This is a genomic window from Streptomyces sp. NPDC001393, assembly GCF_053597455.1.
In genome coordinates, this window is record NZ_JBSFIH010000052.1 from 1 (window position 1) to 24,668 (window position 24,668).

Genomic DNA, 24,668 nt, shown 5'->3' on the forward strand with positions numbered 1-24,668 from the left:
CGACCTCGGCAAGCTGGAGTCCAACCACCCGGCGCTGGGCATCCACGCGGACGCGGGGCGGGGGGGGGGGGCGCGGGGGGGGGCGGGGGGGGGGCGCCCCGGCCACTCCGCCCCCGCGCGGGGGCGGGGGGGGCGCGGCCTCGGCCCGAGGCCGCGCCGCCGCCCCCGGCCGCAGCCGCAGGGTGGAGCTGGGCGGCACCTCTATGTCACCGGTTCCGGGCGAGCGCTGGGCGACGATCCGCCCGGACACCTCCCGCCCCGCATGCCACTCAGCGAAGTCCGTCCGGCCCAGCAGTTCCGCCCGCCGCTTCAGCTCGGCGGCCAGCGACTGGGCGAACTCCCGCATGCGCACGGGGTCGTTGGCGATCAGGTGCGTGGTGACATGGGGTATGTCGGTGCACACCCGCAGCGCCTCGCCGCCCGCCGCGCCCGCCCCGACGCCGTCCCGCCCGTCGATCAGGACGACACCCAGCCGGTCCGGCCGCTCGGCGGCGGCCAGCGAGGCCACCACGGCCCGCAGCAACTCCGTACGACCGCTGCCGGCCGGCCCCTCGATGAGCAGATGGGGTCCGTCGGCCACCAGGTCGGCGGTGAGCGGCCCGCGCGGCCCGGCACCGAGTATGGCCCGCGCCCGCCCGCCCAGCGCCTGGGTGTCGTCGGCCGCGTCCGCCCAGCGGGCCATCAGCGAGGCCGGGGTGGCCCGGGCCAGCCCCAGCTCGTCCAGCAGCCGCGCCGACTGCGGCAACGGCGCCGCCAGGCGCGTGTCCCGCTCGCCGACCGGGCCGTCCGGCCGCAGCGGCGCCAGCGCCCGGGCGAACCGCTCCGCCCAGGCGGCGGACACGGCGTCCACGGCGGCGAGCGTTCCCGGTCCGACGGGTCCGCCCGGCGCCACCCGCAGCAGCCGCAGCGCCGTGGCGACATCCCCGCTGAGCAGCGCCACGGCACCGCAGTGCCGGAACGTGGGCGTCACCGCGCACGCGTCCTCGTACGTCCGCTCCACGGGGGAGGCGGGCGAGGCGGGCTCGGTCTCGGCGAGAGAGACCACATGGATCCCGGCCCGCGGCCCGGCCACGGCCAGCCGCGCGAGCGCGTCCCGCAGCGCGCTGCCCCCGGGGTCTCCGTCCACGACGACGACGGTGTAGGGCCCCGGGAAACCGCCGCCCCCGCCGACCTCGGTGTCCTCCTTGGCCCAGGAGGGGCGACGGGCGGGCGTCGAGGCGTGCGTCGAGAGGTCGGCCGAGGGGTGGGCGCCGCTCTGGGCCCGGGGGGCGGGAGCGCTGGGAGTGGCGGGGTGGCTGAAAGCAGACGCTTGGCCGGGTGCGGCGGGTGCGCCAGGTGCGGCGGCGGGGCCGTGGTGGCCGGGGAGGGGGCTGTGGGCCGATGCGCCGGGGGTGGCGGTGGGGCGGTGAGGGCCGGTGGTCCGGCTGTGAGCGGGAGTGGTGCCGTAGGGGTCGGTGGCCTGGCCGTGAGGGGCGCCGGGGTGGCTGGGGGTGAGGCCGTGGGCCGGTGCGCCGGGGGCGGCGGTGGCCTGGTCGGCCTGGCTGGGTACGGAGGTGCCGGAGCCGGGGGCCTGGGGGCCGGAGAAGCCTCCCTGGGCGGAAGTGCCCGGGGTGACGGCGGTGTGCCACTCGCCGGTCGCCGGGTGCTGGGGCACCCCCGCACAGGGCACCCGGGCCGAAGGGTCGGTCTCCGGCCGGCCCGGCACCGCCTCTGCGGCGGAGCCGGGTGTGGCTGTGTCGGTCGGCTCGGTGTGTGCCGGGGCGCCCGGTGCGGTACCGGGTGCCGGGACCCGGGCGGGGTGGGCCGCGGTTCTGCCGGTCGCCGCGTGGTCGTCGAGTCGGCGCAGGAGTTCCTCCGTGCGGGCTGCCGCCTGCTCGCGGTCGTAGGCCAGCAGCAGCCGGCAGTCCTGGCCGTGGCCCGGCCGGACATGAGGGAGCCAGCCGAGCCAGGACCACTCGGCCGTGCGCTCCTCCACGGGGCGGGAGCGGTCGGCGCTGATCAGCACGATCTCCAGCAGGTCGGGCGAGTGCAGCGCGGCCAGCTGGGCCAGCACCGAGCGGGTCAGCCCGGACAGCCGGGGACGCGGACCGGCCAGGCCCAGCGCGCCCGCCTCGCGCAGTGCCGCCGTCACGGGCACCGCGGGCACCATGCCGGTGCCGTCCGGCGCGCTCCGGTCCGCCGTGCCGAGCCGCACGGTCAGCGTCTCCGGGTGGCTGGGGCCGCGCTCCCACAGCCGGGGCCCCGGACCGAGCGCCGTCAGCAGCAGTGCGGCGGGATCCGGCCAGGTCTCGGGCTGCTGCGGGGCGGGAAGCGCCGGGACCGTGCCGACTCGGGTGTCGGTGCCGTCGTACGGCTCGGGAGCCGTGGACTCCTCGCCACGTCCACCGGCCAGCCGGCGCGCCCAGGCGCCGAGCCCGCGCCGCCGTACGCCCTGCGGGGCGTCGATGCCTCGGACGGGAGTGCCCTTGCGGCCGCTGTCCAGGGGCTCCGCGCCGGTCCCGCCGACGCCGAGGCGACCCGCGTGGGTGTCCCCACCGGAAGCGGCACCGGGTGCGTTCTCGATCCGGGGCGCCCCGCCCTGCCCCGGCACCACGGCAGGCTCCCCGCGCCGGTGCTCCTGGCCCCCGCTGCCGGAGGTCCCCCACCCGGCAGAGCCATAGCCGTGCTGCGCCCCCACGGGCCCCGCGCCAGCCCCACCGGCACCCGCCGGTGGCGCTTCACCCCCACCTGGGCCACCCGCACCCGGCGAGGAAAGCCGCACGGGTGGTGCGGGTGGGAACCCGGACCCGGCCGGAGGCCGGGTGCCCCCCGACGCACCCGCACATGCACTCGCACCCGCAGACGCATCCGCGCCCGGAACAACCCGAACGCACCCCTCCCCGTCGGAGACGGTCCGCACCCGCGCGGCCGGCCCCCCGGACGGAGCAACCCGAAGCGCCGACTCCCCGATCCGCACCAAGCCCCCGGCAGGGACCCGCACCGGGCGCTCGTCCACCCGCACCCCGTCCAGCGCCGTACCGTTCGTGGAGCCGAGGTCGGTGACGGAGATCCGCCCGTCCGCCCCGACCGTGACCGCGCAGTGCAGTCGGGAGACGTCGGGGTCGTCCAGCGGCACGTCCGCGTCGGCCGAGCGGCCCACGGTGATCCGGCCGCCGTGCAGCAGATGGACCCCGCCCGCGTCCGGGCCCGCGACCACGTGCAGCTGGGTCGGCGCGTCGTCGAGCTCGGGATGCGGCTCGGGGGCCGCCGGGGCGCCCAGGGACAGCACGGCGCCGTCGACCAGCGGGGGCTCGCCCAGGGTGCAGCGGCGCGGATCCAGCCGGTCGGTGCCGGCGTAGAGCACGACGGAGGAGCCCGCGGCGTCACGGCCCTCCCCGGTGACCGCCCCGGCCAGCGCCGACGCGACCGCGGCCAGGTCCGTGCCCGTGGGCGCCGTGACCAGCACGTCGCGGCTCGCGGCGCGGCCCCGCTGCGGGGCAGGGCCCAGCGGGTCTACGACGGTCAGCCGGATCTGCATCGGCGTCAGCGGTCCCTTCTGCGCGGGTCTGCGCGGGACGGACTTCCCCCCACCCCACACGAGCACGTCGGCCAGTACTGGAAGGCATCCTCGCACCTGCCACCGACAACGCGCCCGGGACCCGGTGACAAGTGATCTTGATTGGTCGGCTCTGCCCCCAAAAGTGCCTGACCAGTGGCACACCCGCGATCACTTGAGATCGGTCACGTCCGGCTCCGGCAACCAGGAGACCGGGACGCGCGTCTTCCCGTCGACACGTGGCGCCCACAGGGGCGGCACTACAGTGGGTCGGAACAACCGGAACGACAACCGGAATGCAGGCAAGCAAGCTTCAGCAAGCAACAGGGAGCGCGTGACGTGCGGCCAGTCGGCAGCAAGTACCTGCTTGAGGAGCCGCTCGGACGCGGCGCCACAGGCACCGTCTGGCGTGCCCGCCAGCGCGAGACCGCGGGCGCCGAGGCGGCCGTACCCGGGCAGCCCGGCGAGACGGTCGCGATCAAGGTCCTCAAGGAGGAGCTGGCGAGCGACCCGGACATCGTGATGCGCTTCCTGCGCGAGCGGTCCGTGCTGCTCCGCCTCACCCACCCGAACATCGTCCGGGTCCGCGACCTGGTCGTCGAGGGCGATCTGCTGGCGCTGGTCATGGACCTCGTCGACGGCCCCGACCTGCACCGGTACCTGCGCGAGAACGGCCCCTTCACGCCGGTCGCCGCCGCGCTGATGACCGCGCAGATCGCCGACGCGCTCGCCGCGAGCCACGCCGACGGCGTCGTCCACCGCGACCTGAAGCCCGCCAACGTGCTGCTCCAGCAGCTCGACGGCCGGATGCACCCGATGCTGACCGACTTCGGCATCGCCCGCCTCGCGGACTCCCCGGGCCTGACCCGCACCCAGGAGTTCGTCGGCACGCCCGCGTACGTGGCACCGGAGTCCGCCGAGGGCCGCCCGCAGACCTCCGCGGTCGACATCTACGGCGCCGGCATCCTGCTGTACGAGCTGGTCACCGGCCACCCGCCGTTCTCCGGCAGCACCGCGCTCGAGGTCCTGCACCAGCACCTGAGCGCCGAGCCGCGCCGCCCCTCCACCGTCCCGGACCCGCTGTGGACGGTCATAGAGCGCTGTCTGCGCAAGAACCCCGACCACCGGCCCAGCGCGGAGAACCTGGCGCGCGGCCTCCGGGTCGTCGCCGAGGGCGTCGGGGTGCACGCGAACGCCGCGCAGATCGCCGCTGCCGAGGGCGTGGGCGCGCTGCTGGCCCCCGACCCGGCCCCGACGGCCGTACCGGGCGTGCCCGGCGCCGCCGACCCCACCCAGGTGCTGCCGAACACCGGTCCCCAGGGCGCGTACGACCCGAACGCCGCGACCAGCGTGCTGCCGCACACCGGCGGCCCCGCCGGCGCCGCCGACCCCACCGCCGTCCTGCCGCACACGGGCGCGGCCGACCCGACCGCGGTGCTGCCGAACACCGGCCCGCAGGGGCAGCAGCCCGAGCAGCCGCACCCCTGGCAGACCCAGCTGCGCGCGGCCCGCGACCGCAACGAGCAGACGCAGGTCCAGTACCTGTCCCCGGAGGACGACCCGCTGCGCCACCGGCCGCAGCGGCAGGTGGCCCGCCCCCAGCAGCAGCCGCGGCAGGCCCCGCAGGGCCGCCCGCAGCAGCCACAGCCGCGCGGCCGGCAGCAGGGCTACCAGCAGGGGTACGGCCATGCGCCGCAAGCGCCCCAGCAGTACGCCCCGCCGCAGCAGCCGCAGCGGTACGCGCCGGAGCCGCAGCGGCCCGCCCGTGAGCCCCGGGCGCCCCGGCAGCGCAGCGCCAACCCGATGAAGATCCCGGGCCTCGGCTGCCTGAAGGGCTGCCTGTTCACGATCGTCATCCTGGTCGTGGCGAGCTGGCTGATCTACGAGCTGACCCCGCTGCACACCTGGATCGGCCAGGGGCGCAGCTACTGGCACGAGGTGAGCCACTGGGTCGGTCAGGTGAGCAAGTGGGTCAAGGACCTGGGCGGTTCGTCCGGCAGCGGCAACTGACCGCGATCTTGTGGATTTGTCGACATCTGACGGGTGATTTCCGTCTCCGCGGTGAAGGTTGGCTCCTCGGACGCGTAGTTTTAGCGACAACACGCGTCTGTAGGAGCAGTCTTGGCACGGAAGATCGGCAGCCGGTACACCGCGAACCAGATCCTGGGGCGGGGCAGCGCCGGCACGGTGTGGCTGGGCGAGGGGCCGGAGGGTCCCGTCGCCGTCAAGCTGCTGCGTGAGGACCTCGCCTCCGACCAGGAGCTCGTCGGACGCTTCGTCCAGGAGCGCACCGCGCTGCTCGGCCTGGAGCACCCGAACATCGTCACTGTGCGCGACCTGGTGGTCGACGGCAACGACCTGGCCCTGGTCATGGACCTGGTGCGCGGCACCGACCTGCGCACCCGGCTGGAGCGTGAGCGGCGGCTCGCGCCCGAGGCGGCCGTGGCGATCGTGGCCGACGTCGCCGACGCGCTGGCGGCGGCCCACGCGGCCGGGGTGGTCCACCGGGACGTCAAGCCGGAGAACGTGCTCCTCGACATGCAGGGCCCGCTCGGGCCCGGCGGAGCCCACCCCGCCCTCCTCACTGACTTCGGTGTCGCCAAGCTGATCGACTCGCCGAAGCGCACCCGGGCCACGAAGATCATCGGCACGCCGGACTATCTCGCCCCGGAGATCGTCGAGGGCCTGCCGCCGCGGGCGTCCGTGGACATCTACGCGCTGGCGACGGTCCTGTACGAGCTGCTGGCGGGCTTCACCCCCTTCGGCGGGGGCCATCCGGGAGCGGTCCTGCGACGGCACGTCACCGAGACGGTCGTACCCCTGCCCGGCATCCCCGAGGAGCTGTGGCAGCTGCTCGTGCAGTGCCTCGCCAAGGCCCCCGCGTCCCGGCTGCGCGCCTCCGAGCTGGCGGCGCGGCTGCGGGAGCAGCTGCCGACGCTGGCCGGGATGCCGCCGCTGGACGTGGACGAGCCGGAGCTCTCCGAGGAGGCCGCCGACGAGCCGGTGCCGTCGGCCGCGCCGGGGGAGGAGCCGGTACGGCGGCGGGGCGCGGTGTCGCTCGTCCCCGGAGCCCGGCCGGACTCCAACCGGGACACGCACACGTCGATGAGGGTGCCGGCGCCGGACGAGCTGGCGGGCGGCGCGCACGGGACCGCTCGCGTTCCCCGGGCCACGGGTGCGCCCCGGCCCGGCTCGGCCCGCCATCGCGCGGCGGTACGGCGGCGGAGGGTGACCCTGGGCGTGGCCGGGGTGGTCGTGGCCGCTGTCGTGGGCGTCGGTGCGTGGTGGGCGTCCGCCGACGGGGGCTCCGGCGCACCGTCCGGCACCCACAGCACGTCGGCCCCGTGACCCACCCAGGGGGCTCCGCCCCCTGGACCCCCGTCGCAGCACCGGCACCGGTCGGCCGAGGTCGCTTGCCACAGCCGTTACGCTGGATGCGTGGCAGTCGTCGATGTATCCGAAGAGCTGAAGTCCCTCTCCTCGACCATGGAGTCGATCGAGGCCGTCCTGGACCTCGACAGGCTGAGGGCAGACATCGCCGTGCTCGAGGAGCAGGCGGCCGCGCCGTCCCTCTGGGACAACCCGGACGAGGCGCAGAAGATCACCAGCAAGCTCTCCCACCTCCAGGCCGAGGTCAGGAAGGCGGAGGCGCTGCGCGGCCGGATCGACGATCTCGCCGTCCTCTTCGAGATGGCCGAGGAGGAGGACGACCCGGACACCCGTGCCGAGGCCGAGTCCGAGCTGACGGCCGTGCGGAAGGCGCTGGACGAGATGGAGGTCCGCACCCTCCTGTCCGGCGAGTACGACGCCCGTGAGGCGCTCGTCAACATCCGCGCCGAGGCCGGTGGCGTCGACGCCGCCGACTTCGCCGAGAAGCTCCAGCGCATGTACCTGCGCTGGGCCGAGCAGCGCGGCTACAAGACCGAGCTGATCGAGACGTCGTACGCCGAAGAGGCCGGCATCAAGTCGACGACCTTCTCGGTCCAGGCGCCGTACGCCTACGGCACCCTCTCCGTCGAGCAGGGCACGCACCGCCTCGTGCGCATCTCGCCCTTCGACAACCAGGGCCGCCGCCAGACCTCTTTCGCGGGTGTGGAAGTGCTGCCCGTCGTCGAGCAGTCCGACCACGTCGAGATCGACGAGAGCGACCTGCGGATCGACGTCTACCGGTCCTCCGGGCCCGGTGGCCAGGGCGTCAACACGACCGACTCCGCGGTCCGCATCACCCACCTCCCCACCGGCATCGTCGTCTCCTGCCAGAACGAGCGGTCGCAGATCCAGAACAAGGCCACCGCCATGAACGTCCTCCAGGCCAAGCTGCTGGAGCGGCGCCGGCAGGAGGAGCAGGCCAAGATGGACGCCCTCAAGGGCGACGGCGGCAACTCCTGGGGCAACCAGATGCGTTCCTACGTGCTGCACCCGTACCAGATGGTCAAGGACCTGCGCACCGAGTACGAGGTCGGCAACCCCGAGGCCGTCTTCAACGGTGAGATCGACGGGTTCCTGGAGGCCGGTATTCGCTGGCGCAAGCAGCAGGAGAAGTAACTTTGTCGACATGACAGCCCATTGGACAACTGCCGCCCGAGAGGCGGCAGTTGTCTTTTGTCTGGGTTTTACATCACACTCACAGGCTTCAACTCCCCCCAAACGCCCTCCGAAGGGACATCGCGCCCGCAACGGCCTTGACGTTGCTTTGAAAAATCGGAAGGGTTAAGCGCGGCATGCGTACTTCAGGGGCGCATGTGAACCGGGGGAATGAGTTGACGCGGACTTCGTCACCGGCTGCCTCCCGTCGATCACGGCAACGCCCCATGCGCCGCCTCATTGACGAACAGCTACTGGGGGTAGCAACCATATGACGAAGAAGACGCGGATCCGGGTCGCGCGGATAGCCGCCGGCGCCGTGATCGCGGCCGGTGCGTCACTGACCGCGGCCGGCGCGGCCTCCGCCGCGGGCATCGATGTCCAGGCGGGCCCGATCAGCCTGGGCGCGCACGTGAACGGCGAGGGCGACAACGGCGGCACCGACGGCGGTGACGGCGGCTGCAACCTCGGCATCTGCACCACCACCGGCGGGGACACCACGACCGGCGGCACCACGACCGGCGGCAGCAGCACCACCGGTGGTGACACGACGACCGGCGGTGACACCACCACCGGCGGCACCACGACCGGTGGCGACACGACGACCGGCGGTGACAACACGACGGGCGGCGACGTCACCATCGGCGGTGTCATCGGCGGCGGCGACACCACGACCGGCGGCGGCAACGGCACCGGCGGCACCTCCACCACCGGCGGCACCTCCACCACCGGCGGCACCTCCACCACCGGCGGCGGCTCTACCACCGGCGGCACCTCCACCACCGGCGGTACTTCCACCACCGGCGGTACTTCCACCACCGGCGGTACTTCCACCACGGGTGGCTCCACCACCGGCGGCGGCAGCACCACCGGCGGCGGTAACTCCGGCGGCTCCAGCACCTCGGGCGGCTCCACCACCGGCGGCAGCAGCACCGGTGGCGGCAGCAGCACCGGTGGTTCCAGCACCGGCGGCAACAACGACACCCCGCAGGGCGGCGGCAACAACAACGCCTCGCAGGAGCAGGGCTCCTCGCAGCTCACCGACACCGGCTCCGACACCCAGGCCAAGGGCGGCGGCAAGCAGCTCGCCGAGACCGGTGCCGGCCAGACCGCGTTCCTGCTGATCGGCGCCGCGACGATGATCGCCGGCGGCATCGGCTTCCGCTTTCTGCCGCGCCTGGTGAACGGCCGCGGCGCCGCTGCGGCCTGAGGGTAACCCCGCGGTCACCCTACGCACGCACGTGGCATGCCGAAGGGCCCGGAGCCTGACGCTCCGGGCCCTGACGCTTTTCTCAGTCTTTTCTCACGCGGTCTGGTGCGCCAGCAGCGCCACCGCGGCGATCAGCACCGCCAGCAGGGCGATCAGCGCCATCGGGTTCACCCCGCCCAGAAAGCCCTCTTGCTGCAGTCGCTCGCGGTTGGCGCGGCACACCGGGCACCGGCCCTCGCTCACGGGCGCCGCGCAGTTCGCGCACACCAACCGGTCGTACGTCATGCGCTCGCCCTCCTTGCACCGGCCGTCACATGTCTCAACGCTTGCGGGAACGAGAACGTTCCCCCTCCACTGTGCCAGGTTCCCACGGAGCTTGCGCGGGGCCTTGGAGAGCGGGGAGAGAACCCAGGCGGGTACAAAAACGTACAAGCCTTACCCAACCTCGACCTGCGACTGCACTTGCACACCCGGTTCGCGTATGGTCACGCTCATCTACCCCCGGCGACCCGTGGTGCATCCGTGATCCGATTCGACAACGTCTCCAAGGTCTACCCCAAGCAGACCCGCCCCGCACTCAGGGATGTCTCCCTGGAGGTGGAGAAGGGCGAGTTCGTGTTCCTCGTGGGGTCCTCCGGCTCCGGAAAGTCCACCTTCCTGCGGCTGATCCTCCGCGAGGAGCGGTGCAGCCACGGCCAGGTGCACGTGCTGGGCAAGGACCTCGCGCGCCTCTCCAACTGGAAGGTGCCGCAGATGCGCCGCCAGCTGGGGACGGTGTTCCAGGACTTCCGGCTCCTGCCGAACAAGACCGTCGCGGAGAACGTGGCCTTCGCCCAGGAGGTCATCGGCAAGTCCCGCGGCGAGATCCGCAAGTCCGTGCCGCAGGTGCTCGATCTCGTCGGGCTCGGCGGCAAGGAGGACCGGATGCCCGGCGAGCTCTCCGGTGGTGAGCAGCAGCGCGTGGCCATCGCGCGGGCCTTCGTCAACCGGCCCAAGCTGCTGATCGCCGACGAGCCCACCGGCAACCTCGACCCGCAGACCTCCGTCGGCATCATGAAGCTGCTCGACCGGATCAACCGGACGGGCACCACGGTCATCATGGCGACACACGATCAGAACATCGTGGACCAGATGCGCAAGCGCGTCATCGAGCTGGAGAAGGGCCGCCTCGTCCGCGACCAGGCCCGCGGCGTCTACGGCTACCAGCACTAAGCAAGTTCACGACGGAAAGGCTCGACCAGACGCCATGCGCGCCCAGTTCGTCCTGTCGGAGATCGGTGTCGGTCTCCGCCGCAATCTGACGATGACCTTCGCCGTCATCGTCTCCGTCGCCCTGTCCCTGGCGCTCTTCGGCGGCTCGCTGCTGATGAGCGACCAGGTGAGCACCATGAAGGGCTACTGGTACGACAAGGTCAACGTCTCGATCTTCCTGTGCAACAAGCACGACGCCGACTCGGACGTCAACTGCGCCAAGGGCGCGGTCACCGAGGACCAGAAGAACCAGATCCTCGCCGACCTGAAGAAGATGCCGGTCGTCGAGAAGGTGTCGTACGAGTCGCAGGACGAGGCCTACAAGCACTACAAGGAGCAGTTCGGCAACTCCCCGCTGGCCAGCTCGCTGACGCCGGACCAGATGCAGGAGTCGTACCGGATCAAGCTGAAGGACCCGCAGAAGTACCAGGTGATCGCGTCGGCCTTCAACGGGCGCCCCGGTGTGCAGTCCGTGCAGGACCAGAAGGGCATCCTGGACAACCTCTTCACGCTGCTGAACCTGATGAACCGCGGCGCGCTCGGCGTGATGGCGATGATGCTGATCGTCGCGTTGCTGCTGATCATCAACACCGTGCGCGTCTCGGCGTTCAGCCGCCGGCGCGAGACCGGGATCATGCGCCTGGTCGGCGCCTCGGGCTTCTACATCCAGGCGCCGTTCATCGCCGAGGCCGCGGTCGCCGGACTCATCGGCGGCGGACTCGCCTGCGTGGCTCTGGTGGTCGGCCGGTACTTCACCATCGACCACGGCATGGACCTCGCCCACCACCTCACGCTCATCAACTTCGTCGGCTGGGACGCGGTGTTGACCAAGCTGCCGCTGATCCTCGCAACCAGCGTCCTCATGCCGTCACTTGCGGCGTTCTTCGCCCTGCGCAAGTACCTGAAGGTGTGACGCATGCCAAGAGGGCCGTACGGGGCATCCGCCCGTACGGCCCTTCGCGTTGTCCTAGACTCACCGCCATGTCAGGCCGAGACCTGTTCTGTCCGCCCCGCCGCACCCGCCGCGGGGCCGCCCTGACATTGGTCTTCGCCGGCGTCCTGGTCACCGGCGCCGCCACCGGCTCCTTCCAGGAGCCCGACGCCACCGCGCGCAGGACCGCCGCCGGGCCGGCGCTTACGACCGCCGGGCACGAGGACCCCCAGAGGGCCGCAGCCGGGCACGAGGACGTGCAGCGGGCCGCCGCCGAGGCGATGGCCGACGGCAAGTCCCCGATGGAGGCCGCCGAACGGGCCGTCAGCCGCAGCGGGGACCGCTGGGGCGCGGTGTACAGCGAGGGCGCGTACCAGGAGTTCCAGGAGGCCCTCGACGGCCGCTACACCGGCGTCGGCCTGTGGGCGCGGCGCGAGCGGGACGGCAGGATCGAGGTGACCCGGGTGCAGCCGGGCTCCCCGGCCGCCGCGGCCGGGATCCGCGCGGGTGACCGGCTGCGCAGCGTGGACGGCAGCAAGGTCGACGGGCTGCCGGTCACCGAGGTGATCTCCTTACTGCGCGGCGACGCCGACGACGCGGCCGCCGGCACGACCGTCAGGCTGGGCCTGCAGCGCGGCACGCGCGCGTGGACCGAGGCCCTGCACCGGGCCAGCCTGTCGACGGACTCGGTGACCGTGCGCAAGCTGCCCGGCGGGGTCACCGTCATCAGGATCGCCGCGTTCACCAAGGGCTCCGGCGACGCCGTGCGGGCCGCCCTCCGGCAGGCCCCGGCCGACGCCGGCGTCATCCTCGACCTGCGCGGCAACTCCGGGGGCCTGGTCACCGAGGCGGTGGACACCGCCTCCGCCTTCCTCGACGGCGGCCTGGTCGCCACCTACGACGTCGACGGCGCCCAGCGCTCCCTGCACGCCGACCCCGGCGGCGACACCACCCGGCCCCTGGTCACCCTGGTCGACGGCGGCACGATGAGCGCGGCCGAGATGCTCACCGGGGCCCTGCAGGACCGGGGCCGCGCGGTGGTGATCGGCTCGCGCACCTTCGGCAAGGGCTCGATCCAGATGCCGACCGAGCTGCCCGACGGCGCGGTGGCCGAGCTGACCGTCGGCCACTACCGCACCCCCTCCGGCCACGCGGTCGACGGCCGGGGCATCACCCCCGACCTGGACGCGGGCCCGGAGGCCCTGACCCGGGCCGAGACGGTCCTCACCGGCCTGGGCGACCCGTCGTAGCCATGCCTGGTGGCCCCCTGATGGCCCCTCGTAATCGGCTGTACTCACACCCCCTGTGTGGTGCGAAAATGGTCGGCACTATGAGCAAGGGAATGTACGTACCGAAGGAGTCCCAGCCCAAGCAGGGCGGCGGGGCCGCCAAGGCCAGGGACGGCGAGAAGGGCGGCAAGCGCAAGATCGTCGCCCAGAACAAGAAGGCCCGGCACGACTACGCGATCATCGACACCTACGAGGCCGGGCTCGTGCTCATGGGCACCGAGGTCAAGTCGCTGCGCGAGGGGCGGACCTCGCTGACCGACGGTTTCGTCCAGATCGACCGCGGTGAGGCGTGGCTGCACAACGCCCACATCCCCGAGTACCACCAGGGCAGCTGGACCAACCACTCCGCGCGCCGCAAGCGCAAGCTGCTCCTGCACCGCGAGGAGATCGACAAGTTGGAGTCGAAGTCCCAGGAGACGGGTCACACGATCGTGCCCCTCGCCATCTACTTCAAGGACGGCCGGGCGAAGGCCGAGATCGCCCTCGCGCGAGGCAAGAAGGAGTACGACAAGCGGCAGACGCTGCGGGAGAAGCAGGACCGGCGGGAGTCGGACCGGGCGATCGCGGCGGCGAGGCGCAGGCAGCGCGGCGTCCAGCCGGCCGCCGGGGAATAGGCTGGCATCGGCGTGCGTTGGTCACGTACGATGGCAGTGCACTCCACAGAGGGTGCGCGAACCCTCCTTGGAGGGGATTGAAAAATCAACATGGGGATGATCGGTTTCGACAGCGGCTGTCGAAGCAGGGGAAGCGTGTCGAGGAAGCGGCAATGATCTCGTAAACCATATGTCGCAAAAAATAATCGCCAACACCAAGCGCGATTCCTTCGCCCTCGCTGCCTAAGTAGCGACTTGCGAAGTGTCAGCCCGGGGCTGTTCCCGACCCGGATCCTGGCATCAGCTAGGGAACTAAACCTTGATCCCGGTCACGGGGTGAAGAGGGAAACCAAACAGTGACTGAGCCCGTCGGCGACTTGTTCGCGTGATCGCCGGGGCCGAGAAAAGCGAAGCGGACTGCACACGGAGAAGCCCTGATTCTGCACCGTTGGACGCGGGTTCGATTCCCGCCATCTCCACCAGGCCCCTCCGGGGGTTCACCCCATGTGGGCAACGGCCCCGTCGCTTTTCAGCGGCGGGGCCGTTGTCGTGGGGACTGCGGCGGCACCCTGTCGGCGCCGGTGAGCGACGCCCACCCGAGGGCCAGGGCGGCGCCGGCCGCTGGTACGGCGTACGCGGAGGTCGGCGAGAGGTGCTCCGCCGCCCAGCCGCCCACCGCCGAACCGCACGCGATCCCCGTCAGCAGCCCCGTCACCATCAGGCTCATGCCCTCGTTCAGCCGGTCGGCCGGCGTGCGCTGCTGGACCAGCGTCATCGCCGTGACCATGGTCGGCGCCGTCGCCATGCCCGCCACCAGCAGCGCACCCGCGAGCGCCCACAGCGAACCGGCGATCCCCGCGGCGGCCCACGGCAGCGTCATCAGCGCGGCCATCCCCGCCAGGCAGTGGCCCAGCCGCACCCCGGCCGGTCTCAGCGCGCCGTACGCCAGGCCCGCCGCGCAGGAGCCCGCCGCCTGGAGGGCGAGGACTGCGCCGGCCGCCGTACGGTGACCCTGCGCGTCGGCGTACGCGATCGTGACGACCTCCATCGAGCCGAACACCGCTCCGGTCGCGGTGAAACAGGCCAGCAGCGGCCGGATGCCCGGGCTGCGCAGCGGCGAGGGCGCCTGGGAACGGGCCCGCGGCGGCGGCTCGGTGGCCCGCTGGGCGGTGAACAGCAGCATGCCGGCGAGCAGCAGCACCGCGCCCGTGAGCGTGCCCGCCTCCGGGAAGAACGTGCCGGTGAGGAAGGCGGCCAGCACCGGGCCGAGCATGAAGCACAGCTCGTCGGCGGCCTGTTCGAAGGAGTTCGCGGTGTGCAGCGCGCCCGGCTCGTCGCGCAGCAGATGGGCCCAGCGGGCGCGGGACAGGCCGCCGATGTTCGGGGTGGCCGCGGTGCCGGCGTACGCGGCGAACAGGGTCCAGTCGGGGGCGCCGTAGCGCACGCACAGCAGCAGCGCGAGGCTGCCGAGCACCGAGGTGAGCGTGGCCGGTACGGCGACGCGGGCCTGCCCGTGCCGGTCGACGAGCCGGGCGATCCAGGGTCCGGCCAGCGCGGTCGCCGCGAGACCGGTCGCGGTGACGGCGCCGGCCAGGGCGTACGAGCCCCGCGAGCCGGCGATCATCACGACGGCGCTCACGCTGAACATGCCCATGGGCAGCCGGGCGAGGAGGTTGCCGGTGGTGAAGGCACGGGCGCCGGGGAGCGAGAACAAGCGGCGGTAGTTGCCGGTGGTTCTGGATATGACGGAGGGCATGGGTTCACCCTCGCCCCTTGTGGATCACGGGGGCCAACACCTTCTCGGTGCCGATTCACGCATCTGCGTTGTAAGTTCACGGGCATGCCCGCCCGCACCGACCTGGATCCCCGTCTTCTGCGCGCCTTCGTCGCCGTGGCCGAGGAACTGCACTTCACCCGGGCCGCGGCCCGCCTGTACGTCGCCCAGCAGGCGCTCAGCCGGGATGTACGGCGGCTGGAGCGGGAGTTGGGCGCCGAACTGTTCGTGCGGACGACCCGGCAGGTGACCCTGACCGCGGACGGTGAACGGCTGCTGCCGCTCGCCCGGCGCCTCCTCGCCGCCCAGGACGACCTGCTCGCCGCCTTCGCCCCCGGCCGGTCCCGCCCGCTGCTGGTGGACCTCAACTCCCCGGGCCTGGGCACCGGCCGGCGCGTGCTGCACCGGGCCCGTGAACTCGCCCCGGACCGCGAGCTGATGGTCCGCTACGAGAGCGGCCTGACCGGGGCCGCCGCCGAACTGCTGGCCGGCCGGCTGGACGCCTCCTTCGGCCGTTTCGCCGGCCTGGACCCGGCGCTGCGGTCCGCTCTGGAGCAGCAGCCGGTGCGCTGCGAGCCGATGGCCGTCGTTCTGCCCCAGGACCATCCGCTGGCCGCCCGCGCCGAGGTGCCGGTGGCCGCGCTGGCCGGCGAGACCGTGTACGCCGGTGCCGGGAACCCGCGCACCCTGGAGTGGACCGACCTGGCGAGCCGGCTCTTCGAGGGGCGGGGCATCCACCTCGCCGCGCCCCTGCCGCCGGCCGTCGGGGAAGAGGAGTTCGAGCGGATCATGGCCAGGAACCGGCATCCGGTGCTGGCCGTGGTCGACTTTCCGGCCATGCCCCGCACGGTCCGCCGCCCGCTCGTCGATCCCGTCCCGCTGTCGCCGGTCTCCCTGGTGTGGCGGAAGGGGCTGGTCCATCCCGGTCTGGACGCGCTGCGCCGGGCGGCGGCCGAACTCGCGGGGGAGCAGGGGTGGCTGCGGCGGCCCGCCGGGGCATGGATTCCCGCCGTCGACGCCGGTGTCATGCGCCCGTGAGCGGGCCTCACCGACCGGTTGCCGGCCGAGTGAGAGCAACGTTCCCTTCCGGTCACCCACAGCCACAGGCAGGAAACGCGCCCTCCCTACCTTCGGGCTGAGTCAGTCGATGGCAGGTCGACGGCAGACCGAGCAGCCGTAGCCCCCGTGGAGGCGTGATGACAGCCCCAGCCCCAACAGCCCCAACCCGTCGCAGCGGCCGCTGGATCGAGCGCTGGGACCCGGAGGACGAGGGATTCTGGAAGGCGACCGGGGAACGGATCGCCAACCGGAACCTCTGGTTCTCCGTCCTCTCGGAGCACATCGGCTTCTCGATCTGGACCCTGTGGTCCGTCCTCGTTCTGTTCATGGGCCCGAAGTACGGCCTCACGCCCGCCGACAAGTTCCTGCTGACCTCGATGGTCACTCTCGTGGGCGCGGTCGTACGCGTCCCCTACACCTTCGCCGTGGCCGTCTTCGGCGGGCGCAACTGGACGATCATCTCGGCGAGTCTGCTGCTGATCCCGACGATCGCGGCCTTCGCGGTGATGAAGCCGGGCACGTCCTTCAGCACGTTCCTCGTGGTGGGCCTCCTGGCCGGCATCGGCGGCGGCAACTTCGCCTCCTCCATGACCAACATCAACGCCTTCTTCCCGCTGAAGAAGAAGGGCTGGGCGCTCGGCCTGAACGCGGGCGGCGGCAACATCGGCGTACCCGTCATCCAGCTCGTCGCCCTCGCGGTCATCGGCGCGAGCGGCGGCCCGCGGGTCCTGCTGGGCATCTACATCCCGCTGATCGTCGTGGCCGCGATCCTCGCCGCGTGCTTCATGGACAATCTGGCGACGGTGAAGAACGACACCGGCGCGGCCAAGGACGCCGCCAAGGACGCCCACACCTGGATCATGTCGTTCCTCTACGTCGGCACCTTCGGCTCCTTCATCGGCTACAGCTTCGCCTTCGGCCAGGTCCTGACGATCCAGTTCGGCCGCACCCCGCTCCAGGCGGCGTACCTCACCTTCATCGGCCCGCTGCTCGGCTCCCTGATCCGCCCCCTCGGCGGCCGGCTCGCGGACCGTTTCGGCGGTGCCCGCATCACCCTGTGGAACTACGTCGCCATGGCCGCCGCCACCGGCGTGCTGATCGCCGCGAGCCGGCAGAAGTCGCTGCCGCTGTTCGTGTCCGTCTTCGTCGTCCTGTTCGTGCTCAGCGGGCTCGGCAACGGCTCGACGTACAAGATGATCCCCGGCATCTTCCAGAACAAGGCCCTGGCCAAGGGCCTGGAGGGGGAGGCCGCGGTGCTCTACGGCCGCCGGCTGTCCGGCGCCTCCATGGGCCTGATCGGCGCGGTCGGCGCGCTCGGCGGGGTCGGCATCAACCTGGCCTTCCGCCAGTCCTTCCTGTCCTACGGCACCGGCACCGGAGCGTTCGTCGCCTTCCTCGCCTTCTACGCCGTCTGCTTCGCGGTGACCTGGGCCGTATACCTTCGCCGCCCGGCGCGAGAGGCCGTGCCGCTGGCGGCTTCGGAGACAAAGGCCCAGCTCAGCTACGCGGAAGTGTGACGTAACACCGGTGCAATGAAGCCGAACCGAGCCTGTCACGCGCCGTTGACAGGCTCGATTCGCGCGCCGGTCAGCTAGGAGATGCCCCATGTACGACGAAGAGCAGCGCCCCGGAGCCCCTGAGCACGGTCCGCTCGCGGGATTCACCGTGGGTGTCACCGCCGCGCGCCGGGCCGACGAGCTGGGCGCCCTGCTGCAGCGGCGCGGTGCCGCCGTCCTGCACGCACCGGCCCTGCGCATCGTGCCGCTGGCCGACGACGGCGAACTCCTCGCCGCGACGAAGGAGATCATCGACCAGGCGCCCGATGTGGCCGTGGCCACCACGGCGATCGGCTTCCGGGGCTGGATAGAGGCCGCCGACGGCTGGGGCCTCGGCGAGCAGCTGCTCGGCCGGTTGAGGGGGGTGGACCTCCTCGCCCGGGGCCCGAAGGTCAAGGGATCGATCCGCGCGGCGGGCCTGACGGAGGCGTGGTCCCCTTCCTCGGAGTCCCTGGCGGAGGTCCTGGACCACCTGCTGGAGCAGGGCGTGGACGGCCGCCGTATCGCCGTCCAGCTGCACGGCGAGCCGCTCCCAGGCTTCGTCGAGTCCCTGCGGGCCGGGGGAGCGGAGGTGGTCCCGGTCCCGGTGTACCGCTGGATGCCCCCGGAGGACATCACCCCGCTGGACCGCCTCCTGGACGCGACGGTCTCCCGCTCCCTGGACGCGCTGACCTTCACGAGCGCCCCGGCGGCGGCCTCCCTCCTCTCCCGCGCGGAAAGCCGAGGCCTGTTGCAGGAGCTGCTGTCGGCCCTCGCCCACGACGTCCTCCCGGCCTGTGTGGGCCCGGTCACGGCGATTCCCCTCCAGTCCCAGGGCGTGGACACGATCCAGCCGGAACGCTTCCGCCTGGGCCCCCTGGTCCAGCTCCTGTGCCAGGAACTGCCGGGCAGGTCAAGGGCGTTGCCGATCGCCGGTCACCGGGTGGAGATCCGGGGCCACGCGGTCCTGGTCGACGGCGCCCTGAGACCGGTCCCCCCGGCGGGAATGTCCCTGCTCCGGGCCCTGTCCCGCCGCCCCGGCTGGGTGGTCCCCCGGGCGGACCTCCTGCGCGCCCTGCCCGGCGCCGGCCGCGACGAACACGCGGTGGAGACGGCGATGGCCCGCCTCCGCACGGCCCTCGGCGCCCCCAAACTGATCCAGACGGTGGTCAAACGCGGCTACCGCCTGGCCCTGGACCCGGCGACGGACGCGAAGTACGCGGACGCGTAGCCGGGCTCCGACGTCAGCTCACGGTCGTCCAGCAGATCGGTTACGGCCTGTTCATGCGCTTCGCCCATCTGGTCTGGTTCGCGCCGGCCGCGACCGACGGTACTCGTCGGCCTCGGCATGGCCTTGGCGCTCACCCCGTCAGTCCAGTGACACCGGCTCCACGCGGGGCTCGGCGATGGAGAGGTAGTCGGCCGTCGACAGCGCGAGCGACCGGTCGAGCCGGGCGGCGTTGAAGTAGAACTCCGGGTGCACCAGCAGCCCGGGGTCGACGATCAGCTCCAGCCGTTCGTCGAAGGACAGGGGAAGGATGGTGCCGCTGGGGGAACCCGCCAGTTCCTCGGCGATGTCGGGGGAGGCGAAGGAGGCGTAGGTGCCGCCGTAGAGCGCCTTCACCGCCCCCAGGTCGATCCGCTTGTCCCCCGGCACGACCACCAGCACGTGGCGCTTCTCCTTCTTCCCGATCTTCACCATGACGATGATGCACTTGGCGGCCTGGTCGAGCGCGTGGCCGCGGAGCCGGCTGACCGCCTCGGTACCGCCCTCCGGGGCGTGCTCGATCACCCGATACGTCGCCTGGTGCTCATCGAGCAGGGCGAGCAGCTTGCCGTAGGTGCCGTCGGCGCCGTCCGAAGCCATCGGATCCTCCCGGTTCGGTATTCAACTGGGCTGTTGATCTTCTGAGTTGACCTTATCCCCAGCGCGGCGCCGGTCCGGGAGGTGATCAGCTGGTACGAGGGGTTCCGGCTGCGGCCCCGGGCGGGCACTGTGAAGAGGAGAGCCCCACGCAGAAGACCCCCACGGAGAAGACCCCACGCTTCCTGCCTAGGCGGTGACAGGCACATGGCACTGGGTACGGCCACGCCCCCCTACGAGCCGCGGTTCGACGCCGGACGGATCTGCCTCGATCTCCTCGCGACCACGCATCCGGCCGAACGGCTGGACGGCGTCGAGGCGTTGTCCGAGTGGATCGGCGGGGTGGGGCTCGTGCCGGAGGGGACGGTGCTCGGTCACGTCGATGCCTCCTGGCTGGCCGGGTTCCGGGAACTGCGCGCCCATGTCGGGCAGTTGGTGCGCAACCCGCAGGCGCCGGACACGCCGTCGTACGAGAGGGCGCTGCGGCGGGTCAACGAGGTCGCCGAGGCCTCGACCCCCGTCCCACGTGCCGTACGCGGTGGGGACGGCGGGCTCACCAGGGAGTTGGCCGGCCCGCCGACCTGCGCCGGGCTGCTCGCGCTCGTCGCGCGGGACGCCGTGGACCTGCTCACCGACCCCGTCGCGCGGGCGGCCGTGCGAGAGTGTGAGGGGGACAACTGCCCGCTCGTGTACCTCGACACCTCCCGGGGGCGGCGCCGGAGATGGTGTTCCAGCGAGGTGTGCGGGAACCGGGAGCGGGTGGCCCGGCACCGGCGGCGGGCCGCGCTCGCGCGGGCGTGATTTCCGTAACACCGGGTTTGGATGCCCCGTACACGGGGATTGGCCGGCATCCCGGGCCGCGTGTCTGAAATGTGAAGATCATGTGGTGGGATTGTGGTCGCATGTCCCGCTCGTCACGTCACCGCCGAGAAAACTGTCATCTCCGTTTGAACACCGCGCCGCTTCCTTCCGTACGGGTGGGCGAGCGACCGACTGGGGGAACCCCCGGACACCGGAGGTGGGCGTGCGCAAGGATGCGGCCGTGGCCAATGAACGTGGATCGAGGGCCCGACATCGCATGTCCTCACAGCCCTCGGAACCGGATGAGGAGCTGATGCGTGCGCTGTATCGAGAGCACGCCGGACCCCTGCTCGCGTATGTCCTGCGCCTGGTCGCCGGTGATCGGCAGCGCGCCGAGGACGTCGTACAGGAAACGCTCATCCGTGCCTGGAAGAACGCCGGTCAGCTCAATCGGGCGACCGGTTCGGTACGCCCCTGGCTGGTGACGGTCGCGCGCCGCATCGTCATCGACGGCCACCGCAGCCGGCAGGCCCGGCCGCAGGAGGTCGATCCGTCGCCGCTGGAGGTCATCCCCGCGGAGGACGAGATCGACAAGGCGCTGTGGCTGATGACGCTGTCGGACGCGCTCGACGACCTGACCCCGGCTCACCGGGAGGTGCTCGTCGAGACGTACTTCAAGGGGCGTACGGTCAATGAGGCGGCCGAGACGCTGGGTATCCCCAGTGGCACGGTGCGTTCTCGGGTGTTCTACGCCCTGCGGTCGATGAAGCTGGCACTGGAGGAGCGGGGGGTGACGGCGTGATGAGCAGTGGATACGGGGGGATGCATGGATTCGGCCCGGGTGGTCCGGGTATGTCTGGTCCCATGAACCCCAGTTCGGGATCTTCGGTGCCGAGCGAGCACGAGACCGTCGGCGCCTACGCCCTCGGAATTCTCGACGACGCCGAGGCAACCGCTTTCGAGGCGCATCTCGCCGGCTGCGAATGGTGCGCCCAGCAGCTGGACGAGCTGGCCGGGATGGAGCCGATGCTGGCCGCGCTCGCGGACCTGCCGGGGGCCGGCAGCTCCCCCGCGATCGGCGAGTCGCTGTCCGCGAAGCCCAGCCCGCGGCTCGTGGAGAAGCTGGTCGACGAGGTCGCGGAGAAGCGCGCCCAGAAGCGCCGCCGCAGCTTCTACATGATCGCGGCCGCGGCCGCCCTGATCATCGCCGGGCCGCTGGCCGCGGTGGCGGTCAACAGCGGCTCGGACGGCGGTGGGCAGGTCACGGCGTCCTCCGCGCAGACCACCTTCGAGGCCATGCCCGACAAGAAGTCGGCCACGGACCCGTCGTCGCAGATCAGCGCCACCGTCGCCATGGCCCCGAAGGACTGGGGCACCCAGACGGTCCTGGAGCTGAAGAACGCCAAGGGCCCGATCAAGTGCTCCCTGGTGCTCGTCGCGAAGAACGGGCAGCGCGTGACGATGTCCTCCTGGTCCGTACCGGACGCCGGCTACGGCATCCCGGACGGCACGACGCCGGAGTCCAAGAAACCGCTCTACATCGGTGGCGCGGCGGCCTTCAAGCCCAACGAGATCGACCACTTCGAGGTGGTGACCTTCCAGGGCAAGAAGCTGGTGCAGGTGCAGGCGTAGTTGCCGTAGCTTTGCCGGGTCCCCTTCGCGTACGGTTGACGGCTGCCCAGCACGTCAGAAGGGGGCCCGGTGGCCGCTCAGGTTCAGCAGTCCGCGGTCGGCTCGGTACACGACGCACACGATTCCGTCCGTGACCGGGAGATCGGCGTCGAACAGGAACACCTGGACCGGGTGTACCGGCGGCTCGAGGAGAAGATCCACGAGGCCGAGTTCCTGATGCACGACGCGGCCCAGCGCGGCCAGGTCGGCACACCGGGCGCGCTGGCCGAGCGGGACGCGCAGGTCTTCCGGGCCGGCATCCACCTGAACCGGCTCAACAACGAGTTCGAGGACTTCCTGTTCGGGCGGATCGACCTGCTGCTCGGCAAGGACGGCAAGAAGGGGCCCGACGGCGCCTACACCGCCGTGGAACCCGCCGAGGGCGCCGTGCGCGACGACAACACCGCCGACATCGCCGAGACCCTGCACATCGGGCGCATCGGCGTGCTCGACGAGGACTACGCGCCGCTGGTCATCGACTGGCGGGCCCCTGCCGCCGCGCCCTTCTACCGGGCGACCCCCGTGGACCCGGGACGCGTCGTACGGCGCCGGGTCATCCGGTCCAAGGGGCGCCGGGTGCTCGGCGTCGAGGACGATCTGATGCGGCCCGAGCTGACCGCCTGTCTCGACGGCCGTGAGCTTCCCGTGATCGGCGACGGCGCCCTGATGGCCGCCCTCGGCCAGGCCCGCAGCCACACCATGCGGGACATCGTCTCCTCCATCCAGGCCGAGCAGGACATGGTCATCCGCGCCCCCGCCGCCTCCATCACCTATGTGGAGGGCGGCCCGGGCACCGGCAAGACCGCCGTCGCCCTGCACCGCGCCGCCTACCTGCTCTACCAGGACAGACGCCGGTACGCGGGCGGCATCCTGATCGTCTCCCCGACCCCGCTGCTCGTCGCCTACACCGAGGGCGTGCTGCCCTCGCTCGGCGAGGAGGGCCAGGTCGCGATCCGCGCGATCGGCTCGCTCGTCGACGGCGCCGAGGCCACGCTGTACGACTCCCCGGCCGTGGCCCGCGCAAAGGGCTCGTACCGGATGCTGAAGGTGCTGCGGAAGGCCGCCCGGGGCGCCCTGGAACTGGGGCCCGCCCCCCGCCCCGCCTCCGAGCAGGACGGCGGGCCGCGGGCCTTCGACGGGCCGCCGTCCCGGCTGCGCGTCGTCGCCTTCGGGCGCCGTCTGGAGCTGGAGGCGGAGGAACTGGAGCGGATCCGCCGTACCGCGCTCGGCGGCACCGCGCCCGTCAACCTGCTCCGGCCGCGCGCCCGCAAGCTGCTGCTGGACGCGCTGTGGGCCAAGTCGGGGTCGGCCGCCCGGCACACCGACCCGGAGCTCGCCGCCGAGCTGCGCTCCTCCTTCGACGAGGACGTGACGTCCGAGGACGTCTTCGTCGCCTTCCTCGACGCCTGGTGGCCCGAGCTGACCCCGAAGGCGGTGCTCGCCGCCATGGCCGACGAGCGGCGGCTGGGCCGCTGGGCCCGCCGGATCCTCAACCCCGGCGAGGTCCGCAAGGTCGCCCGCTCCCTCCAGCGCGACGGCCACTCGGTGCACGACATCGCCATGCTGGACGAGCTCCAGACGATCCTCGGCGCCCCGGCCCGGCCGCGGAAGAAGCGCGAGATCGACCCGCTGGACCAGCTCACCGGGCTGGAGGAGCTGATGCCGGTGCGCGAGGAGACCCAGCGGGAGCGGGCCGAGCGGCTCGCGCAGGAGCGCACCGAGTACGCGCACGTCATCGTGGACGAGGCGCAGGACCTCACGCCGATGCAGTGGCGCATGGTCGGCCGCCGCGGCCGGCACGCCACCTGGACGGTGGTCGGCGACCCGGCCCAGTCCTCCTGGTCCGACCCGGACGAGGCCGCCGAGGCCCGCGACGAGGCGCTCGGCACCCGCCCCCGGCGCCGCTTCGAGCTGACCGTGAACTACCGCAACCCCGCCGAGATCGCCGAGCTGGCCGCCAAGGTGCTCGCGCTCGCCATGCCCGGCTCCGAGGCGCCGAGGGCCGTGCGGTCCACCGGGGTCGAGCCGCGCTTCCTCGTCGTACGGGACTCCCTGGGGGCCACCGTGCGGGCCGAGGCCGAGCGGCTGCTGGACCGGGTGGACGGCACGGTCGGCGTGGTCGTCGCCATGAACCGGCGCGAGGAGGCCCGGCGCTGGCTGGCCGGGCTCGGCGACCGGGTGGTGGCGCTCGGCAGCCTGGAGGCCAAGGGGCTGGAGTACGACGCGACAGTCGTCGTCTCCCCGGCGGAGATCGCCGACGAGTCCCCGGCCGGCCTGCGCGTGCTGTACGTGGCGCTGACCCGCGCGACCCAGCAGCTGACGGTGGTGTCGGTGGAGCGGGACGAGCCCGACGCGGCCGGGGTGCCGGACCTGCTGCGGGACTGACTTTCCTGTGAACTCCCCGCAGGGGGAATGGTCCTCGGCATCCGTTTGTTAGCCTGGTTGCGGCACCGGCTCGATCCAAGCCCCCGGGCCCAACCTTCGTCCCTGCGAGGGACCACTTGCCGCGAGGCGAGCATGGCGGGTCGGTGTCATAAGCGTGAGAGAGACCCACGTCCTGTGTGACGTGGG

19 protein-coding genes and 1 other RNA gene are annotated in these 24,668 nt (G+C 72.4%); 16 read left to right on the forward strand and 4 right to left on the reverse strand.

Going from position 1 to position 24,668, the window contains the following annotated elements:
* Positions 1-3,517 (reverse strand): FHA domain-containing protein (locus tag ACWC2T_RS36335; protein WP_450674609.1); only part of this gene is annotated, 3,517 nt, incomplete at its 3' end.
* 357 nt (positions 3,518-3,874) lie between these two features.
* Here ACWC2T_RS36335 and ACWC2T_RS36340 point away from each other — a divergent pair.
* From ACWC2T_RS36340 to ACWC2T_RS36355, 4 genes are all read left to right on the forward strand, one after another.
* Positions 3,875-5,545, forward strand: coding sequence for a protein kinase domain-containing protein (locus tag ACWC2T_RS36340; protein ID WP_450674610.1), 1,671 nt, complete (start codon positions 3,875-3,877; stop codon positions 5,543-5,545).
* A 111-nt stretch (positions 5,546-5,656) separates the two neighbouring features.
* Entirely contained in the window at positions 5,657-6,883 is a 1,227-nt protein-coding gene (locus tag ACWC2T_RS36345; protein ID WP_450674611.1) for a serine/threonine-protein kinase, read from the forward strand.
* A gap of 90 nt (positions 6,884-6,973) precedes the next feature.
* Positions 6,974-8,080, forward strand: a complete 1,107-nt coding sequence (gene prfB, locus ACWC2T_RS36350) for a peptide chain release factor 2 (RefSeq protein WP_450674612.1) — start codon at positions 6,974-6,976, stop codon at positions 8,078-8,080.
* Positions 8,081-8,390: 310 nt separating this feature from the next.
* Positions 8,391-9,329 carry a hypothetical protein gene (locus ACWC2T_RS36355; RefSeq protein WP_450674613.1) on the forward strand — a complete coding sequence of 313 codons (939 nt, stop codon included), beginning with the start codon at positions 8,391-8,393 and terminating at the stop codon, positions 9,327-9,329.
* Between the two features lie 93 nt (positions 9,330-9,422).
* Here the strand turns inward: ACWC2T_RS36355 and ACWC2T_RS36360 are convergent, their stop codons facing one another.
* A complete protein-coding gene (locus ACWC2T_RS36360) occupies positions 9,423-9,614 on the reverse strand; it encodes a hypothetical protein (protein WP_023550109.1) in 192 nt (63 codons plus the stop codon).
* Between the two features lie 237 nt (positions 9,615-9,851).
* On the opposite strand from ACWC2T_RS36360, the gene ftsE reads away from it, so the two are divergent.
* From ftsE to ssrA, 5 genes are all read left to right on the forward strand, one after another.
* Positions 9,852-10,541, forward strand: a complete 690-nt coding sequence (ftsE, locus tag ACWC2T_RS36365; protein WP_055707746.1) for a cell division ATP-binding protein FtsE — start codon at positions 9,852-9,854, stop codon at positions 10,539-10,541.
* A gap of 34 nt (positions 10,542-10,575) precedes the next feature.
* Positions 10,576-11,493, forward strand: coding sequence for a permease-like cell division protein FtsX (gene ftsX / locus ACWC2T_RS36370; protein WP_450674614.1), 918 nt, complete (start codon positions 10,576-10,578; stop codon positions 11,491-11,493).
* Between the two features lie 68 nt (positions 11,494-11,561).
* A complete protein-coding gene (locus ACWC2T_RS36375) occupies positions 11,562-12,761 on the forward strand; it encodes a S41 family peptidase (protein WP_450674615.1) in 1,200 nt (399 codons plus the stop codon).
* A 92-nt stretch (positions 12,762-12,853) separates the two neighbouring features.
* Entirely contained in the window at positions 12,854-13,414 is a 561-nt protein-coding gene (smpB, locus tag ACWC2T_RS36380; RefSeq protein WP_450674657.1) for an SsrA-binding protein SmpB, read from the forward strand.
* Positions 13,415-13,506: 92 nt separating this feature from the next.
* Positions 13,507-13,875: a transfer-messenger RNA gene (gene ssrA / locus ACWC2T_RS36385) on the forward strand.
* A 47-nt stretch (positions 13,876-13,922) separates the two neighbouring features.
* On the opposite strand, the gene ACWC2T_RS36390 is transcribed toward ssrA, so the two are convergent.
* Positions 13,923-15,149 (reverse strand): MFS transporter, encoded by a 1,227-nt coding sequence (locus ACWC2T_RS36390; RefSeq protein ID WP_450674616.1) that lies wholly within the window; start codon positions 15,147-15,149, stop codon positions 13,923-13,925.
* Between the two features lie 84 nt (positions 15,150-15,233).
* Here ACWC2T_RS36390 and ACWC2T_RS36395 point away from each other — a divergent pair, with 84 nt between their 5' ends.
* The 3 genes from ACWC2T_RS36395 to ACWC2T_RS36405 all read left to right on the forward strand — a co-directional run bounded on the left by ACWC2T_RS36395 (position 15,234) and on the right by ACWC2T_RS36405 (position 18,992).
* Positions 15,234-16,205 carry a LysR family transcriptional regulator gene (locus ACWC2T_RS36395; RefSeq protein ID WP_450674617.1) on the forward strand — a complete coding sequence of 324 codons (972 nt, stop codon included), beginning with the start codon at positions 15,234-15,236 and terminating at the stop codon, positions 16,203-16,205.
* A 158-nt stretch (positions 16,206-16,363) separates the two neighbouring features.
* The gene (locus tag ACWC2T_RS36400; protein ID WP_450674618.1) at positions 16,364-17,743 is read left to right on the forward strand and encodes a nitrate/nitrite transporter; all 1,380 of its coding nucleotides are present in this window, start codon (positions 16,364-16,366) and stop codon (positions 17,741-17,743) included.
* Between the two features lie 88 nt (positions 17,744-17,831).
* Positions 17,832-18,992 carry a uroporphyrinogen-III synthase gene (locus tag ACWC2T_RS36405; protein WP_450674619.1) on the forward strand — a complete coding sequence of 387 codons (1,161 nt, stop codon included), beginning with the start codon at positions 17,832-17,834 and terminating at the stop codon, positions 18,990-18,992.
* A gap of 138 nt (positions 18,993-19,130) precedes the next feature.
* On the opposite strand, the gene ACWC2T_RS36410 is transcribed toward ACWC2T_RS36405, so the two are convergent.
* Positions 19,131-19,628, reverse strand: a complete 498-nt coding sequence (locus ACWC2T_RS36410; protein WP_450674620.1) for a YbaK/EbsC family protein — start codon at positions 19,626-19,628, stop codon at positions 19,131-19,133.
* A 204-nt stretch (positions 19,629-19,832) separates the two neighbouring features.
* Here ACWC2T_RS36410 and ACWC2T_RS36415 point away from each other — a divergent pair, with 204 nt between their 5' ends.
* The 4 genes from ACWC2T_RS36415 (at position 19,833) to ACWC2T_RS36430 (ending at position 24,482) form a co-directional block, all read left to right on the forward strand.
* Positions 19,833-20,426 carry a CGNR zinc finger domain-containing protein gene (locus ACWC2T_RS36415; protein ID WP_450674621.1) on the forward strand — a complete coding sequence of 198 codons (594 nt, stop codon included), beginning with the start codon at positions 19,833-19,835 and terminating at the stop codon, positions 20,424-20,426.
* A 217-nt stretch (positions 20,427-20,643) separates the two neighbouring features.
* Positions 20,644-21,228: a sigma-70 family RNA polymerase sigma factor gene (locus ACWC2T_RS36420; RefSeq protein WP_030167252.1), complete on the forward strand. Its 585-nt coding sequence runs from the start codon at positions 20,644-20,646 to the stop codon at positions 21,226-21,228.
* 62 nt (positions 21,229-21,290) lie between these two features.
* The gene (locus ACWC2T_RS36425) at positions 21,291-22,058 is read left to right on the forward strand and encodes an anti-sigma factor family protein (RefSeq protein ID WP_450674622.1); all 768 of its coding nucleotides are present in this window, start codon (positions 21,291-21,293) and stop codon (positions 22,056-22,058) included.
* A 69-nt stretch (positions 22,059-22,127) separates the two neighbouring features.
* Entirely contained in the window at positions 22,128-24,482 is a 2,355-nt protein-coding gene (locus ACWC2T_RS36430; RefSeq protein WP_450674623.1) for a HelD family protein, read from the forward strand.
* Positions 24,483-24,668 lie beyond the last annotated feature (186 nt).

Coding starts and splice junctions, on each gene's coding strand:
- ACWC2T_RS36355 (WP_450674613.1), top strand. CDS start 8,391: ATGACGAAGAAGACGCGGATCCGGGTCGCGCGGATAGCCGCCGGCGCC.
- smpB (WP_450674657.1), top strand. CDS start 12,854: ATGTACGTACCGAAGGAGTCCCAGCCCAAGCAGGGCGGCGGGGCCGCC.
- ACWC2T_RS36410 (WP_450674620.1), bottom strand. CDS start 19,628: ATGGCTTCGGACGGCGCCGACGGCACCTACGGCAAGCTGCTCGCCCTG.
- ACWC2T_RS36390 (WP_450674616.1), bottom strand. CDS start 15,149: ATGCCCTCCGTCATATCCAGAACCACCGGCAACTACCGCCGCTTGTTC.
- ACWC2T_RS36360 (WP_023550109.1), bottom strand. CDS start 9,614: ATGACGTACGACCGGTTGGTGTGCGCGAACTGCGCGGCGCCCGTGAGC.
- ACWC2T_RS36425 (WP_450674622.1), top strand. CDS start 21,291: ATGAACCCCAGTTCGGGATCTTCGGTGCCGAGCGAGCACGAGACCGTC.
- ftsX (WP_450674614.1), top strand. CDS start 10,576: ATGCGCGCCCAGTTCGTCCTGTCGGAGATCGGTGTCGGTCTCCGCCGC.
- ACWC2T_RS36400 (WP_450674618.1), top strand. CDS start 16,364: ATGACAGCCCCAGCCCCAACAGCCCCAACCCGTCGCAGCGGCCGCTGG.
- ACWC2T_RS36395 (WP_450674617.1), top strand. CDS start 15,234: ATGCCCGCCCGCACCGACCTGGATCCCCGTCTTCTGCGCGCCTTCGTC.
- ACWC2T_RS36405 (WP_450674619.1), top strand. CDS start 17,832: ATGTACGACGAAGAGCAGCGCCCCGGAGCCCCTGAGCACGGTCCGCTC.
- ACWC2T_RS36375 (WP_450674615.1), top strand. CDS start 11,562: ATGTCAGGCCGAGACCTGTTCTGTCCGCCCCGCCGCACCCGCCGCGGG.
- ACWC2T_RS36415 (WP_450674621.1), top strand. CDS start 19,833: ATGGCACTGGGTACGGCCACGCCCCCCTACGAGCCGCGGTTCGACGCC.